Annotated in this window: 16 protein-coding genes; 8 read left to right on the forward strand and 8 right to left on the reverse strand. The window is 67.2% G+C overall.

The annotated features are described in order from the left end of the window. Nucleotides 1–49: 49 nt before the first annotated feature. A complete protein-coding gene (locus ACH49X_RS10880; protein ID WP_357208930.1) occupies nucleotides 50–532 on the reverse strand; it encodes a GAF domain-containing protein in 483 nt (160 codons plus the stop codon). 98 nt (nucleotides 533–630) lie between these two features. Between ACH49X_RS10880 and ACH49X_RS10885 the strand changes: the two genes are divergently transcribed. From ACH49X_RS10885 to ACH49X_RS10905, 5 genes are all read left to right on the forward strand, one after another. Continuing rightward, nucleotides 631–2,022, forward strand: coding sequence for a styrene monooxygenase/indole monooxygenase family protein (locus tag ACH49X_RS10885; protein WP_357110470.1), 1,392 nt, complete (start codon nucleotides 631–633; stop codon nucleotides 2,020–2,022). A gap of 127 nt (nucleotides 2,023–2,149) precedes the next feature. Further along, entirely contained in the window at nucleotides 2,150–3,265 is a 1,116-nt protein-coding gene (sfnG, locus tag ACH49X_RS10890; protein ID WP_357110473.1) for a dimethylsulfone monooxygenase SfnG, read from the forward strand. Beyond that, nucleotides 3,265–4,482 (forward strand): SfnB family sulfur acquisition oxidoreductase, encoded by a 1,218-nt coding sequence (locus ACH49X_RS10895; RefSeq protein WP_357208915.1) that lies wholly within the window; start codon nucleotides 3,265–3,267, stop codon nucleotides 4,480–4,482. Before sfnG ends, ACH49X_RS10895 begins: the two co-directional genes overlap by 1 nt. Before the next feature lie 11 nt (nucleotides 4,483–4,493). Further along, complete coding sequence (locus ACH49X_RS10900; protein WP_195080887.1) at nucleotides 4,494–5,009, forward strand: NADPH-dependent FMN reductase; 516 nt, start codon at nucleotides 4,494–4,496, stop codon at nucleotides 5,007–5,009. Next, complete coding sequence (locus tag ACH49X_RS10905) at nucleotides 5,002–5,517, forward strand: flavin reductase family protein (RefSeq protein ID WP_195080886.1); 516 nt, start codon at nucleotides 5,002–5,004, stop codon at nucleotides 5,515–5,517. Before ACH49X_RS10900 ends, ACH49X_RS10905 begins: the two co-directional genes overlap by 8 nt. A gap of 87 nt (nucleotides 5,518–5,604) precedes the next feature. On the opposite strand, the gene ACH49X_RS10910 is transcribed toward ACH49X_RS10905, so the two are convergent. Next, nucleotides 5,605–5,955, reverse strand: a complete 351-nt coding sequence (locus ACH49X_RS10910; protein WP_357208913.1) for a type II toxin-antitoxin system HicB family antitoxin — start codon at nucleotides 5,953–5,955, stop codon at nucleotides 5,605–5,607. A gap of 597 nt (nucleotides 5,956–6,552) precedes the next feature. Here ACH49X_RS10910 and ACH49X_RS10915 point away from each other — a divergent pair. Continuing rightward, nucleotides 6,553–7,662, forward strand: a complete 1,110-nt coding sequence (locus ACH49X_RS10915) for a methyltransferase (RefSeq protein ID WP_195080884.1) — start codon at nucleotides 6,553–6,555, stop codon at nucleotides 7,660–7,662. Nucleotides 7,663–7,921: 259 nt separating this feature from the next. On the opposite strand, the gene ACH49X_RS10920 is transcribed toward ACH49X_RS10915, so the two are convergent. Beyond that, on the reverse strand, nucleotides 7,922–8,806 hold the full coding sequence (locus ACH49X_RS10920; protein ID WP_357208911.1) for an RNA polymerase sigma-70 factor: 885 nt from the start codon (nucleotides 8,804–8,806) through the stop codon (nucleotides 7,922–7,924). Nucleotides 8,807–8,851: 45 nt separating this feature from the next. Then, the gene (locus ACH49X_RS10925; protein WP_357208909.1) at nucleotides 8,852–9,235 is read right to left on the reverse strand and encodes a DoxX family protein; all 384 of its coding nucleotides are present in this window, start codon (nucleotides 9,233–9,235) and stop codon (nucleotides 8,852–8,854) included. Nucleotides 9,236–9,473: 238 nt separating this feature from the next. On the opposite strand from ACH49X_RS10925, the gene ACH49X_RS10930 reads away from it, so the two are divergent. After that, on the forward strand, nucleotides 9,474–10,034 hold the full coding sequence (locus ACH49X_RS10930; protein WP_195080882.1) for a TetR/AcrR family transcriptional regulator: 561 nt from the start codon (nucleotides 9,474–9,476) through the stop codon (nucleotides 10,032–10,034). Between the two features lie 37 nt (nucleotides 10,035–10,071). On the opposite strand, the gene ACH49X_RS10935 is transcribed toward ACH49X_RS10930, so the two are convergent. From ACH49X_RS10935 to ACH49X_RS10950, 4 genes are all read right to left on the reverse strand, one after another. Then, nucleotides 10,072–11,193 carry an alpha/beta fold hydrolase gene (locus tag ACH49X_RS10935; RefSeq protein ID WP_357208908.1) on the reverse strand — a complete coding sequence of 374 codons (1,122 nt, stop codon included), beginning with the start codon at nucleotides 11,191–11,193 and terminating at the stop codon, nucleotides 10,072–10,074. A 203-nt stretch (nucleotides 11,194–11,396) separates the two neighbouring features. After that, nucleotides 11,397–11,780: a DoxX family protein gene (locus tag ACH49X_RS10940; protein WP_357208906.1), complete on the reverse strand. Its 384-nt coding sequence runs from the start codon at nucleotides 11,778–11,780 to the stop codon at nucleotides 11,397–11,399. A 561-nt stretch (nucleotides 11,781–12,341) separates the two neighbouring features. Continuing rightward, nucleotides 12,342–12,656 (reverse strand): hypothetical protein, encoded by a 315-nt coding sequence (locus ACH49X_RS10945; protein WP_357110489.1) that lies wholly within the window; start codon nucleotides 12,654–12,656, stop codon nucleotides 12,342–12,344. Then, on the reverse strand, nucleotides 12,653–12,880 hold the full coding sequence (locus ACH49X_RS10950; RefSeq protein WP_357110492.1) for a hypothetical protein: 228 nt from the start codon (nucleotides 12,878–12,880) through the stop codon (nucleotides 12,653–12,655). The genes ACH49X_RS10945 and ACH49X_RS10950 overlap by 4 nt, the downstream gene beginning before the upstream one ends. A gap of 211 nt (nucleotides 12,881–13,091) precedes the next feature. Between ACH49X_RS10950 and ACH49X_RS10955 the strand changes: the two genes are divergently transcribed. After that, nucleotides 13,092–14,354: a hypothetical protein gene (locus ACH49X_RS10955; protein WP_357110494.1), complete on the forward strand. Its 1,263-nt coding sequence runs from the start codon at nucleotides 13,092–13,094 to the stop codon at nucleotides 14,352–14,354. The last annotated feature ends 2 nt before the right edge of the window (nucleotides 14,355–14,356 follow it).

Here is a 14,356-nt window from a genome sequence, read left to right on the forward strand (position 1 = left end):
ACGGCGCCGGAGCCCTGGTGGCCCGGCGCCTTCGCGCGTTCCGGCCGAATCAGATCGCGGCGAGGAATATCTCGGCCACCGCTTCCAGCCCCGCCCGATCGATTTCGTCGAAGCGCTCGGGCAGCGGACTATCGAGGTCGAATACTCCGATCAACGCATCGTTCCGGACCAGCGGGACGACTATTTCCGAACGTGTGTCGCCGTCGCACGCGATGTGTCCTTCGAATGCGTGTACGTCGGGCACGAGTAGGGTTGCCCTCGCCTGTGCCGCTGTGCCGCATACACCTTTCCCCAACGCGATGCGCACGCACGCGGGTTTGCCTTGAAATGGACCGACGACCAGTTCCCGGCCGTCGTAGAAATAGAAACCCACCCAATTCACATCCGGTAGCGCGTGGAATACCAGCGCGGCGAGATTGGCGGCGTTGGCGATGCGGTCGGTTTCGCCCGCGACCAGCGCTTCGGCCTGGGCGGCGAGCTGGCGGTACTGCTCGGTGCGGTCTCCGGTGAGTTCGGCGACGACGAACGACATGGGTCGAATGGTACGCGCTGGGAATTCGCTGTCTGCCCATTGATTCTCGGTGATCGCAACACTCGGCGGGCGCGGTACGGCCATCGCATCATCCCTGCATGACTTCGCAGCAATCCGTATCCCGTTCCACTCGTTCGGCCGCGGTTATCGGCGCCGGACAGACCGGCGTCACTGCGGCGCTGGGACTTCTCGACGCCGGTTTCGACGTCACCCTCTACAGCGAGCGCGATCAGCGCGCTTTGCGCGACGACGTGCCCGCCACCGGCACCGCGCTCGAATTCGGTGAGACCCAGCAGGCCGAGGCCGCGCTCGGATTGGACAGCTACACCTCGCGCGCGCCGAGGCACACCGGCTTGAGCGTGCGCATCGCGGGACCCGGCCCCGAGCGCCCCGAATTGATCCAATTCGACGGGCATTTCGACGGATACGTCGGCGTCGCGGTGGACACGCGGCTCAAGGCCGACGAGCGGCTCACCGCGTTCCTGGAGCGCGGCGGCCGGTTCGTGGTCGATCAGGTGACGCCGGAGACGCTCGACGGCATCGCCGCCGCCAACGACCTCACCCTGGTCGCAACCGGTCGCGGCGGGCTGTCGGACCTGTTCCCCGTCGACGCGCAGCGCACGCCCTACGACGCGCCGCAGCGCAAGCTGCTCACCGTCGTCGTCACCGGACTCGGCCACGACCAGAACGTCTTCGCTCATCGCAGCGTGGCCGGCGGCGCGCACAGCGGCTTCTCCATCCTCGCCGATCAGGGCGAGGGCTGGTGGGGCCCGTACCTGCACAAGGACGCCGGGCCGAGCTGGGCCTTCCTCGGCTGGGCGCGCCCGGGCAGCGACTGGGAGAAGCGTTTCGCCGCGGCCGATTCCGCCGAATCGGCGCACCGGATCGTGCAGGACCTCTACCGCGACTACATCGAGTGGGACCTGCCGGAGGTGCTGACCACCAAAACCATCCCCGAGGACCCGCACTCCTGGCTGAAGGGCGCGGTGCGCCCGGTCGTGCGGTCGGGTGTCGGGCGCACCGCGGGCGGGCACGTGGTCGCCGCGCTGGGCGACACCGCCATCGCCTACGACCCGATCGCCGGACAGGGCGCGCAGAGCGGCCTGATCCAGGCGCAGCGGCTGGTCGCGGCGGCGGCCGTGCACGAAGGACCGTTCGACGAGGCGTGGATCGAGAAGCAATACGCCGCGTTCCTGGCCGCGCGCGCCGACGCGGCGAACAAGGTGACCAGGTTGTTCCTCAGCGATCCCGAGCTGGCCGAGGTCGGCAACGCGTTCTTCGCCGCGGCGGCCGTCGATCCGGCGTTCGCTTCGGCGCTGGTCGGCCTGCTGCACCGGCCGCAGCCGTTCCTGCCGGTCGACTCGCCGGAAGCGGTCAACGAGTTCATCACGCGGGTCACCGGCGAGGACGCCGCCGCGCTGCTGGGCCGCTTCGCGCCCGCGGGCAAGTTCGCCAGGTCGGGCTACTCGCCCGCGCTGGCCGACGCCTGATCTGAATCGCACAGATTCAAAACCTCGTCCCGTCCGGGGGCCGGTGCTGGAGTGGAAGGAGCGCCGGACGCATGCGTGGCGTCCGGCCTCCGATCCGACGGCTACCCCCGATAACCATGGAGCAGCTATGACCACGGAGCAGATCACCGAGCAGATCCGGTTCGCCTACTGGGTGCCCAACGTCAGCGGGGGACTGGTCACCAGCGATATCGAACAGCGCACCAGCTGGGATTTCGAATACAACAAGAAGCTGGCGCGGACCGCGGAGAAGAACGGCTTCGACTACGCGCTGTCCCAGGTGCGCTACACCGCCTCCTACGGCGCGGAGTACCAGCACGAATCCACCTCGTTCAGCCTCGCGCTGCTCGGCGCGACCGAACGGCTGAAGGTGATCGCGGCGGTGCATCCCGGACTGTGGCATCCGGCGGTGCTGGCCAAGTTCGGCGCCACCGCCGACCATCTGTCCAACGGCCGGTTCGCCATCAACGTCGTGTCCGGCTGGTTCGCGGGCGAGTTCACCGCGCTCGGCGAGCCGTGGCTCGAGCACGACGAGCGCTACCGGCGCAGCGCCGAATTCCTCGAGGTGATCCGCAAGATCTGGACCGAGGACAACGTGAACTACGGCGGCGACTTCTACCGCATCCGTGACTTCACCCTGAAGCCGAAGCCGCTGAACACTCCCGAGCGGCCGAATCCCGAACTCTTCCAGGGCGGCAACTCGACCGCCGCCCGGCGCAACGGCGGCCGCTACGCCGACTGGTACTTCTCCAACGGCAAGGACTTCGACGGCGTCACCGAACAGCTCGACGACCTGCGCGCCGTCGCCCGCGCCAACGACCGCGAGGTGAAATTCGGGCTCAACGGCTTCATCATCGCCCGCGACACCGAGAAGGAAGCCCGCGACACCCTGCGCGAGATCATCGAGAAGGCGAACAAGCCCGCCGTGGAGGGTTTCCGCGACGCGGTGCAGCAGGCGGGCGCGTCCACCCAGGACCGCAAGGGCATGTGGGCCGACTCCACCTTCGAGGACCTGGTGCAGTACAACGACGGTTTCCGCACCCAGCTGATCGGCACGCCGGAGCAGGTGGCCGAGCGGATCGTCGCCTACAAGCAGCTCGGCGTCGACCTGATCCTCGGCGGCTTCCTGCACTTCCAGGAGGAGATCGAGTACTTCGGGGCGAAGGTGCTCCCGCTGGTGCGCGAACTGGAAGCCGCGCAGCGGCCCGTCGCGGCGGTGAACTGATGACCGCGGTCGCCGCCGATCGCATCCTGTCGGCGGCCCAGGCGTTCGCGGTCGCCCAGCGGCTCGCGGCCGGCTTCGCGCCGGGCGCCGCCGACCGCGACCGGGAGCGTGCGCTGCCGTACGCGGAGGTCGATCGGTTGGCGGCCAGCGGTCTGCTCGCGATCACCGTGCCCGCCGCGCACGGCGGCGCGGATCTGCCGCCGAGCGCGGTGGCGGAAGTGACGCGAATTCTCGCCACCGCCGACCCCAATATCGCGCAGATCCCGCACAGCCACTTCGTGTATGTGAACCTGCTGCGGCTCGCGGGTACGGCGCAGCAGCAAGAGCGGTACTTCGGGCGGGTGCTCGACGGCGGGCGCATCGCCAACGCGCAGTCCGAGCGCGGCGGCGCGACCGTCGCCGACATCGCCACCACCTTGCGGCCGGTCGGCGACCGGTTCCGGGTGGACGGCGTGAAGTACTACTGCACCGGGTCGCTGTTCGCCGACCTGTTCGCGGTGCTGACCCGGCTGGACGATCCGGAAGGGCGCGGCGGGCTCGAGCCTGGCGAGTACATCGTCTACCTGCCCGCCGACACTCCCGGCGTGCGCGTCGTGGACGACTGGAACGGGATCGGGCAGCGCACCACCGGCAGCGGAACGGTGTCCTTCGACGGGGTGCTCGTCGACCGTGACCAGGTGATTCCCCGCTCCGGCGCGGTGCGAGCGCCCACCGGCTACGGCGCGTTCGCGCAGTTGCTGCACGCCGCGATCGACACGGGCATCGCCCGGGGCGCCCTCTCCGCCGCAACGCAATTCGTGCGCACGAAGAGTCGTCCGTGGTTCGAAGCCGGAGTGGCGAACGCGGTGGACGACCCGCTGTTGATCCAGCGCTTCGGTGAATTGTCCGTCGCGGTGACCGCCGCGGAGGCGACCCTCTCCTCGGCCGGATGGACGTTGGACGCGGCCATCCGGATCGACCAGAGCGCCGCGAACGTCGCCCAGGCGTCGCTGGCCGTCGCGACCGCCAAAGTGCTCGCCGACCGCGCCGCCAACGACGTGTCCGCCGCGCTGTTCGAGGTCGCGGGAACGCGCAGCGCGGCGGCCGATCTCAATCTGCACCACTTCTGGCGCAACGCGCGCACGCATACCTTGCACGATCCGGTGCGCTGGAAATACCAGCACATCGGCCGGGCCTTGCTGCACGACGCCGCGCCCCCGCTTCACGGCGTGATCTGAAAGGAGACGAAATGACAGTCACTGTCGTCGTCGGAAATCCGAAACCCGCCTCACGCACGCTCACCGCGGCCACTCTGGTCGCGCGGGGATTGCGGCCTGAGGTGGAGCCCACCGTGATCGACCTGGTCGAGTTCGGTCCCGCGCTGCTCAGCTGGGGTGACCCCGGTGTGGCCGACGCGGTGCGCACTGTGGCCGGATCGGAACTCGTCGTTTTCGCCAGCCCCACCTTCAAGGCCACCTACACCGGGTTGCTGAAGCTGTTCCTCGAACAGTTCGAGGGCGGGACGGGTCTGGAAGGCGTGCTCGCGGTCCCGGTGATGCTCGGCGCGGGACCGGCCCACGCCCTCGCGCCGGATCTGTTGTTGAAGCCCGTGCTCGTCGAAATCGGCGCCACCGCCGCGTTGCCCGGGCTCTACCTGTCCGACCGCACGTTCGCCGAGGACGGCGTCATCGACCGGTACAGTGGTCGGTGGCGTTCGGTCGCCCAGGCACTGGCCCACAGCTCGAAGGCTGCGAATCATGCATGACCTGTTCGAATTTCCCGCCGACGGAGCCGGTCTGCGTCGCGCGTTCGCCAACTTCCCCAGCGGCGTCGTCGCCGTGTGCGCCGAAATCGACGGAACCCCGCACGGTCTCGCGGTGAGCACGTTCGTCCCCGTCTCCCTCGATCCGCCGCTGGTCTCGTTCTGCGTGCAGAACTCCTCGGCCACCTGGCCCAAACTCGCCGCCGCCAGCCACCTCGGCCTCAGCCTGCTCGGCACCGACCAGCAGGCCGCCGCCCGCTCGCTGGGCACCCGCGACGGCGACCGCTTCCGCGACATCCAACTGCACCGCGGCTCCGGCGACGCCGTGTTCATCGACGGCGCGTCCGCCTGGATCGAGGGCGTCCAGGAGGCCCACGTCCCGGCAGGCGACCACGCCGTCGTCATCCTCCGCATCCACCGCATCGCCACCCGCACCGACGTGGACCCACTCGTCTTCCACGGCAGCAAGTTCCGCCGGCTGCACGCCGAACCGGCGAACGGGGCGGCCTGACGGGGTTCAGCCGCCGGAACGCGGTGGGGTTCGCCCGGCCAGGCGAGGGGTCGGGTAATTCGGCGCCGTCCCCTCGCCTGGGCGGGACTAACCGCGCGACGCAAGCCGCTGGTTGACCAGCTGATTGAGTGAAACGTTCATCTCGGCGGCTTCCCGTACCAACCTGGCGTGCAGTTCGGTGGAAACACGCACCATGAACTTACCGCTGTAGCTGCGCTCCGAGAGTGGGCGCGGCACGATTTCGTTGTTGACCGCCATGTCCTTGATGGTGTCGCGGACGAGTTCACCGATGCCCCGGAGAGCCTCGTCCTGCGTCGGAGCCAGCCACGAGAGCGAGGGAAACTCCGCGCACAGGCCGACGTACTCCTGGTCTTCGGACGACCAGAGGACGCGGTACGCGTAGTGCGTATAGTCCGGTAGGTGGTGCAGGTCGGACATCAGGCATCCTCCTTTGCTTCTAACTCGAGCAGCTTGTCTATCGCTGCGAGCACTTGCCTGACTTGGTAGGACTTGGCATTCCCGTCCCGTCCCTTTTGGATATTCAACGTGGGTCACCTGCCCAAGGCATCTTGAAGACGGCATGGCTGCTGCCTTCTTGGCGTGGGAGCCCGAAGTGATCGCAGCAGACGTTGTAGAGATCCTGGTAGCTCACGTTGGTTGGTGATTCCCGCATCTTCGCCAGGAGCTTCTCACGCTTACCCACTGACTAATGGTACTACCTGTAGTACCGCTCGGTGCAAGAGTGGCATTGTGAGGGTCCTGCCGCAGCCGATGGGCCACTTTGCCGCTTGCGCGCCGAAGCGGTGCCTGACGGCCCGTTCGGCTTACCTGGCAGCGCTGTGGGAGACTCGGACGTCTCCTATGGAAAGGTCCGCCATGACGCTCGGGATGGTTCTCGGTGATTCCCCGCGCACTTCGGCGCGGGCGTAGACAGGCGACCTACTGACTCCTGTGCGATAGCCGCACAGGTCTTTCGCGACTCCGCGTCGAAGTGCTCTTCGTGCCCTTTGCACGTTCGATCACGAGGAGTACGCGGTGTCCACCGTTTCCTGGACCGAGGACAACACCTGCCCGACCGCCCGCTGGCATTCCGAAAATGGCGCGCTGCCACCCCGTTTTATCGTGGTGGTGGACGACTCGACGACCGCTGACGCGGCTTGCCGATCGGCGCGAGCGGGAACCGGCTTGCTGTGGCGTGGCGATTTCCACAACGCTCGGCAACTGCTGCGGGCGATGGGGCGACGGGTCGAGCGGAAAGTCGCGCCGGGTGGTGATCCGGCCGAGGCGTTCCGGCGGTATCGCGCGTCGCGTCGCAGGCGCGCGCACGTGCTCGGCAAGTTGCTCGTGGTTCTGGAAGACGATTATTCGCTGGCGTTGCGGCGCGCTCCCGACGTGCGGCGCGCGTGCACCGAGGCATACGGCGCGCCGCACGGACGCATGGTGGTCGCGCTCACCGAGTTGCTCGGCGTGCTGGGTGCGGCGCAATGGCGGGAGAAAGGCGTGTACGTGCCCGCCCTCAGGGAGCGGATTCATCCGCACTACGGCGTGTTCTCCCCGGTCCGCGGCGAGTACGTCGATCTGGTCGCGTCCGCGCCGCTACCCGCGCGGGTGGACAGCGCCTTCGATCTCGGTACGGGCACCGGCGTGCTCGCGGCCATCCTGGGCCGTCGTGGATTCCGGCGAATCATCGCCACGGACAACAATCCTCGCGCGCTGAGCTGTGCCCGCGCCAACCTCGATCGGCTGGGCCTGTCATCCGTCGCCGTGCATGGCCCGGCTCTCTTCCCGGATGGCAAGGCCGACCTCGTGGTGTGCAACCCTCCTTGGCTCCCTGGCACGCCTACCTCAGTCCTCGAAAGCGGTGTCTACGACGAGAACTCGTCCATGCTGCACGCCTTCCTCTCCGGCCTCCGCGCCCACTTGCGCCCCGGCGGCGAAGGCTGGCTGATCCTGTCCGACCTTCCCGAACATCTCGGCTTACGTCCCGTGGGCGCTCTCCGCGACCGCATCTCCGCCGCCGGCCTCCGCATCACCGCCCAACTGACCACCCATCCCACCCACCACCGAGCCCGTAACCCCAGCTCCCCCCTCCACAGCGCCCGCACCCGCGAGACCACCTCCCTGTACCGCCTGACCCCTAGTTGAGAGGCACAGACGGAGAGGGCACTCGCGATGCCCCGACCAAGCGTCGCGGCGATGTGCGCCCGCGCCGCGCTATGAGCATCGGCGTGGACGCGCCATCCTCGGTGGCGTTGGTGAGCCTGTGCCGGAGTTGGTGCAGCGTGAACGGCCGCGCTGCGTTCCCACGCTGTGATGCTCGAGCAGCGCGGCCGCGCGCCGCGCCGGCCGGTCGACGGATCGATGTCGCCGAGAGCCACCGAGGGTTTCGGTCGCCGACCGGTGTTCAGCGCAAGGTGAAAGGGGTCTCGGAGGCGACGCGGGTCAGTTTTTCCGGGTTGCGGACGAAGTAGAGGCCGGTGATGTGGTCCTCTTCGATGTGGAAGGCCATGATGCCGTCGAGTACGCCGTCGAGGCTCAGTGCCAGTGCGGGGTGTCCGTTGATCAGGATGGTTTCGCAACTGAGTTCGGCTCGGACCTTGCCGGTGCCGCCGGTGATGTAGCGGACGACCTTCTCGGCGCCGATGACGGGCTGTAGTGCGGCGCGCTTGATGCCGCCGCCGTCGCTCATGAGGACCACGTGCGGGGCGAGCACGTCGAGCAGGCCTTGTGGATCTCCGGATTCGAGCGCGCGCTGGAACGCTTCCACCGATGCGCGGGCCTGGCTGGGCGATACCACCGAACGCGGGCGGCGGGCCTCGACATGGCGGCGGGCGCGGTGCGCGATCTGGCGCGCGGTCGGCGGGGTCTTGCCGACCGCGGCCGCGATCTCGTCGTAGGTGAGGTCGAAGACCTCGCGCAACACGAAAACAGCGCGTTCGGTGGGCGAAAGCGTCTCGAGGACGAGCATCATCGCCATCGACATGTTCTCGGCGAGCTCGACGTGCTCGGCCACGTCGGGTGTGGTGAGCATCGGCTCGGGCAGCCAGGGGCCGACATACGACTCCCGGCGGCGCTTCATCGTGCGAAGCCTGTTGAGCGACTGGCGGGTGACTATCCGGACCAGATAGGCGCGTTCGTCGCTCACCTGCTCCAGATCGGCCTTCACCCATCGCAGCCAGGTCTCTTGCAAAACGTCCTCGGCGTCGGCGGCCGAACCGAGCATCTCGTAGGCGACGGTGAACAGCAGGTCGCGGTGAGCGACGAAAATGTCGGTCGCATGATCGCTCATCTTCTCGACCCTTCCCTGGGAGTTGGCTGCGTTGGATCCGGGCCGTCAGCTCGTGAAAGGTTCGAGGGCGAACCGGCCCCACGCGATGAACACCGCCACCGCGAGGTACACCGAGTTCAGCACGACGAACTTGCACTCCCCCAGCCGGCCGTGCGTGATCATCGCGCCGACCATGAGCCCGACCCAGCACACGGCCGTGACCGGCACCATTACCGGGGCGATGTCGAGCACGGCGGGCAGGATCAGCCCGGCCGCCGCCAAAATCTGCAAGACGCCCAGGCCCTTGACGAAGCCGTCTCCGGCACTCGCCGTCCATTCCCCGCCAGGCGACGCGGCAAGCTTCTCCCGGGGAACGAACGCCTTGGTGATACCGCCGAAGAGGGCGAGCGCGGCCAACAGTGCCGTAGCGATCCACAGTGCGATGTTCATCGGAATCTCCTCCGTCTCTGATGTGTCGGCCAGAAGACACCGCGCAAGCGAACGTTGTGACAACCCGGTGACCCAGATCACTCTCCGGATGGGTGGCCGCATCCGGCGCCGTGTTGAGCGGCACATGACGGAGGGGATACTCGCGATTCGCCTCAACCATGCGCCACTCGATGGCGAGGGCAGTTCTCGGAGGCTGGTCAAGATAGCATCAGGGCCTGGCACTAGGTCAGGACTGGAGATGCCTCGCAACAGACGTCCGCAGGATCGGGAAGAGAAGCGCGCGGAGATCGTGGTGGCTGCTCGGCGGTTGTTCGTCGAGGAGGGATACGACGCGGCATCGATGGCGCGGATCGCCCGCGACGCCGGAGTGGTGTCGAACACGCTGTACTGGTACTTCCGGGACAAGGACGCGGTATTGATCGCGGTCCTGGACGCGGTCCTGGCCGACTCGATGGCCTCCTACAGCGAAATGCTCGGCTCGGGGCTGGCTGATCGGCTGTTGTGGCTGGTCGAGGAATTGGAGCAACTGGGCCGGTTGGTCAGCACGGTGCACATGCGCGCCAAGGAGTCCGCGTCCATTCAGGAATGGCACGAGCAGTTCCACGCGCTGGCCGAGGGATTGTTCCGGGCAGAGCTGATCGAGCTCGGCGTGCCCGCTGACGAACTGGATCCGCTGGTCGCGATCGGCGTTTTCGTTGTCGAAGGCTTGCTGACGCATCCGACGGAGCAGGCCCAGCGGCGCGCGGTGCTCGAGACGTTGCTGAACAGCGCTAGCAGTCTGGCCGCAGCCGCCGACTGACTGCCCGCTCTCCGCACGTCCACCAGCCAGGGGCGACCTACTGCGTGTTGTGTGCGGTGTTGTCGAACTGTGTTGCCAGGAAATGGAGTTGGTCACGCACGGCGCGTTCGAAGTGCTCGCCCAAGTAGATGCCGAAGTGGTCGCAGGGGTAGTTCTGGACGTGCACGTGTGCCAGGCCCTGCGCGCGGCGCTTCGTGGTCTTCGCGGGCGCGGCCGCGTCGTTGTCGCAGACACACAGCAGCGTCGGAGCGCTGAAGCGAGCCAGCGCGCGACCGGGCCGATCGAGCGGGAGGTGCAGCACCAGCCGTGCGGCCAGGGCGTTGGCGGCATCGAATTGATCATCCGGGCCGCGCAATACACCCCATATGCTGTCGCGACCGACACCGGTCACGGGTTCTTCCCCACCGTCGATTTCGGTCAGCTCGATGTTCTTCGACACCTGAGCCCGCACCGACGGCAGCCGTTTCAACAACGCGCTGGTGCGCCGCGAGAGCCGGGTCCCCGCGGGCAGGAGTGCGGAAGCGCCGGCGAGAGCGTCGGGTGAGGCCACGAACGCGGGCATCCAGGACGTCCCCGCCATCGGCAACAGGATCGGCTTCGCGCCGAACCAGGAACCGACCGTGTCGAGGATGCCTGCCACTGTCAGCGCTACCACGCTCAGCGGGCCGGTCCGGATCCGCGAGCGCAACGACGCCGGTCCGTCGGTGAAGGGGCACTGGGCCACGACCGCCGCGATTCGGGTGTCTTCAGAGGCGACCTGAAGGACATGTCCGCCGCCGAAAGAGCTGCCCCACAACGCGATCCGGTCGACATCGACCTCCGGAAGTGTGCGTGCGAAGGCCAGGGCGGCATGCCAATCGGCGCGTTGCCGACCGATATCGAGGAGCTGGCGCGGTGCTCCGCCGCTGGCACCGAGGTGACGGTAGTCGAACACCAGCACCGACCATCCCGCGTCGGCGAACCGTTCCGCGTAGGCATCCAGGCGCATCTCCCGCACCGCCCCGAGTCCGTGCCCCATGATCACCATCGGACGCGGGCCGTTCAGGTCAGGCGCGGTGTACAACCATGCGGCGCACTCGTCCTGGCCGGAGGTGAACGAGACCTCACGCCGCCGCACCGCTACCGCCTGGCGCCGATCGGCCGGCCCACTGATTTCCATGACTCGCGTCCTCCCGCTTCACCACCACTCTTCTTGGACGCCATCCAAGAAGCGGATCGCGGTTACGGTAAAGACTTCTTGGACGTCAGTCAAGAAGGCGGCGCGGGTCACAGCAGGTCGAGGTGGCCGACGAACGTGTCGGTCTCCTGGTCGCTCATCTTCTCGACCCTTCCCTGGGAGTTGGCTGCGTTGGATCCGGGCCGTCAGCTCGTGAAAGGTTCGAGGGCGAACCGGCCCCACGCGATGAACACCGCCACCGCGAGGTACACCGAGTTCAGCACGACGAACTTGCACTCCCCCAGCCGGCCGTGCGTGATCATCGCGCCGACCATGAGCCCGACCCAGCAGACGGCCGTGACCGGCACCATTACCGGGGCGATGTCGAGCACGGCGGGCAGGATCAGCCCGGCCGCCGCCAGAATCTGCAGAACTCCCAGGCTTTTGACGAAGCCGTCGCCCGCAGCCGCGGTCCATTCCCCGCCAGGCGACGCGGCAAGCTTCTCCCGGGGAACGAACGCTTTGGTGATACCGCCGAAGAGGGCGAGCGCGGCCAACAGTGCCGTAGCGATCCACAGTGCGATGTTCATCGGATCCTCCGTTTCTAGCGTGTCGGCCAAAAGGCACCGCGCGAGCGAATACTGTGACAAGACAGTGACCTAGATCACTCTCTAGAGGGAATGTGCCAGGTCGATCCCGCGCCGTCGGACAGACCTTCGCGAGGACGATGCGGCCACACCGAAACTGTGGCCAGCGGCATCAGGGGCATGCCGCCGACGGGTCCTCTGGCTAGCGTGACGGGTGATCCCCCTCGCGGCACAGAAGTTTGTCAGATGAACCGAACGACGTTGAAAGTAATTGCCGCGTGGCCTTTCCCCTTGCCGCAGTTGCAGGCCCGGCAAACGCCGCTGTTACGCCCAGCGGAATACCTCTGGAGCCCATGTCGAGCCCAGAATCGGCTCACGTCGGCGCCCAGGCGACTCCTGTCGGCGTGTCTCCGGGCTCGAGCGACGAAAAGTCGTTGGTCCGCCTCGTGCACGCCCTGTCCAGCGGCGCCGTCTACTGCCTGTAACCCCGGTCATCGAGTGGCACATGACCGAGAGGTCTACTCGCGATTCGCCGCAACCATGTGCCACTCGACTGATGGGTGCCTACCTTTGCCGCGAGGCGTCCGGCCGGATCCTGCCCGCATCGATGAGTGCTTGCCAGGCGGCCTGCTTCCGGCGGCACACGGTGATATCGCAGCTTCGGTGCCGCTGCATCGTCATGTGCGCCTCTGCCACGTCGGAGGTATCGCGCAGGCAACCCGCAGCCCACGATCTGTCGCCTGTGCGTGGTGCGGCGACACGCGCCTCCATGGTCTCGTGGTCCGAGGGAACCTGCCACCACAGCGAGGCCGCGACTACTGGGACCATCACCAGGAGCGCGGCGCCGATGCCGATCGCGAAAGTGACCCACCCGTTCATTCGGCATCCCCCTCGTAGAACTCCGGTGCTCCGAAAACCGGACCAGCGACCCTGAATTCATCGCCTGGCGTACCGTTCTCGTCGACGAATACCCAGGTATGTGCTTTGTCCACAGCCATCCACAGGGGTCCCTCCGTCCTTGCGATGGCGAGCTTGGCGGCATCGTCGGCGGAGAAGGCGGCGCGCACGGCTTTGAGATCAAGGGAATCGTCCTTCGCGGTCATACCGTCCTCGCTGCTGGAAATAGTTGGTGTGCACCCGACGCCGAGGCTCTCGCCATCGGCTGGCGTTTCGGTGCCCTCGACGGACCGGCATCACCCGGCGTCGGGCGCTTACCGGTACTTTCCAGCGGAAATATGGCTGATTGAAGCCATGCGACTACTACGGAAGGCCTACGCTGACGTTCACGGACGGACACACAGATGGGCAGATCAGATGATCGTGACCAAGTGGACGGGGGTCGAGGTTCGTGCTCTACGCACTGCGGCGTTGCGTGTCAGCCAGCCGGAGTTCGCCGAGATCCTCGGGTTCACTGTTGCGGCGGTACGCAAGTGGGAGACGCGGCGCGAAACTATCGAGCTGTCAGGCAAGTACGCCGCGGCAATGGACACGATGCTCGATCGGCTCACCGATTCCGAGCGGGCACGGTTCGAAGCCGCGCTCACGCCGGGGCCGTGTGCCGCGAGCATGCGGACAGTCGCCGATACCTTCGAGAGTCCTACGGATATCGCGCGGCGGGTACAGGGTCTTACCGAACTCGAGTCCGACGGCGATGCACTCGACATCCTGACGTTGGCAGTCGATAACGTCGTACATCGCTACGAGTTCGAAGGACCGCGCCGACTGGCGCCGGAGGCGATCGCAGCACGCCATCAGGTCGAGGTGATGCTCGGTCAGCGCCGACACCCCGCCCAGCTTCGTGCGCTCTACTCCATTGCAGGCCGCCTGTCCGGTGTGCTCGGGTACATGGCGGTCAACCGTGGACGATTCGGACACGCCCGAATGTATTGCCGTGAAGCGTTCGCCATCGGCCAGCTGCTGGGCGACACCGATCTACAGGCATGGGTGAAAGGCACCGAGAGTTTCTGTGCCTACTATCAAGGTGACTACGCGGCGGCGGTCCGGGCGGCCTATGAGGGGCTGGACTTGGCAGACGGTGGACCACAATCGGTTCGCCTGTACTCGAACGGCCTTGCTCGCGCTCTCGGCAAGGTGGGGGACTCGGCTGGCGTCGCCGGCGCGATCGACGCCGCGACCACCACGGCTGCCGCGCTCGACACGGGCCCCGGCCTCACGCCCGCCCTGACTTTCGCTCCGTACGGCCAGGCGCGGCTTATGGCAAACGCTGCGACCGCGTTCCTTTCGGCGGGCGAGTATCAGCGCTGCCTCGAGTACGGCCAGCAGGTCGAAGACCGAGTAGCCGAGTCGGACTCGGTATGGAGCCGATCTCTGGTGCGTCTCGACATGGCGGCAGCGATGCTCGGCGCCGGTCGCCGTCGTGATGTCGAGCGGGCCGCGCAACTCGGAGTGGAGGCGCTCGATGCGTCCAGTGATCGCCCGATCCGCTCGGTCTGGCAGCGGGCGCATGAGCTCGGGGCAATTATCGGAGCGATCCGCGCACGTGGTTCGGACGAATACCTCGGCTCGTTGCTTGAGTGGTCGTCCTCCGCGCGGGATTTCTCCGCGCCGGAAGGGTAGCC

The sequence above is a fragment of the Nocardia sp. NPDC019323 genome, assembly GCF_044389845.1.
GTDB classification, from domain to species: domain Bacteria; phylum Actinomycetota; class Actinomycetes; order Mycobacteriales; family Mycobacteriaceae; genus Nocardia; species Nocardia implantans.

Bases quoted from the DNA above. Each gene is read 5' to 3' on its own strand.
- ACH49X_RS10880 (WP_357208930.1), bottom strand. From the start codon at position 532: ATGTCGTTCGTCGTCGCCGAACTCACCGGAGACCGCACCGAGCAGTAC.
- ACH49X_RS10885 (WP_357110470.1), top strand. From the start codon at position 631: ATGACTTCGCAGCAATCCGTATCCCGTTCCACTCGTTCGGCCGCGGTT.
- sfnG (WP_357110473.1), top strand. From the start codon at position 2,150: ATGACCACGGAGCAGATCACCGAGCAGATCCGGTTCGCCTACTGGGTG.
- ACH49X_RS10895 (WP_357208915.1), top strand. From the start codon at position 3,265: ATGACCGCGGTCGCCGCCGATCGCATCCTGTCGGCGGCCCAGGCGTTC.
- ACH49X_RS10900 (WP_195080887.1), top strand. From the start codon at position 4,494: ATGACAGTCACTGTCGTCGTCGGAAATCCGAAACCCGCCTCACGCACG.
- ACH49X_RS10905 (WP_195080886.1), top strand. From the start codon at position 5,002: ATGCATGACCTGTTCGAATTTCCCGCCGACGGAGCCGGTCTGCGTCGC.
- ACH49X_RS10910 (WP_357208913.1), bottom strand. From the start codon at position 5,955: ATGTCCGACCTGCACCACCTACCGGACTATACGCACTACGCGTACCGC.
- ACH49X_RS10920 (WP_357208911.1), bottom strand. From the start codon at position 8,806: ATGAGCGATCATGCGACCGACATTTTCGTCGCTCACCGCGACCTGCTG.
- ACH49X_RS10925 (WP_357208909.1), bottom strand. From the start codon at position 9,235: ATGAACATCGCACTGTGGATCGCTACGGCACTGTTGGCCGCGCTCGCC.
- ACH49X_RS10930 (WP_195080882.1), top strand. From the start codon at position 9,474: ATGCCTCGCAACAGACGTCCGCAGGATCGGGAAGAGAAGCGCGCGGAG.
- ACH49X_RS10935 (WP_357208908.1), bottom strand. From the start codon at position 11,193: ATGGAAATCAGTGGGCCGGCCGATCGGCGCCAGGCGGTAGCGGTGCGG.
- ACH49X_RS10940 (WP_357208906.1), bottom strand. From the start codon at position 11,780: ATGAACATCGCACTGTGGATCGCTACGGCACTGTTGGCCGCGCTCGCC.
- ACH49X_RS10945 (WP_357110489.1), bottom strand. From the start codon at position 12,656: ATGAACGGGTGGGTCACTTTCGCGATCGGCATCGGCGCCGCGCTCCTG.
- ACH49X_RS10950 (WP_357110492.1), bottom strand. From the start codon at position 12,880: ATGACCGCGAAGGACGATTCCCTTGATCTCAAAGCCGTGCGCGCCGCC.
- ACH49X_RS10955 (WP_357110494.1), top strand. From the start codon at position 13,092: ATGATCGTGACCAAGTGGACGGGGGTCGAGGTTCGTGCTCTACGCACT.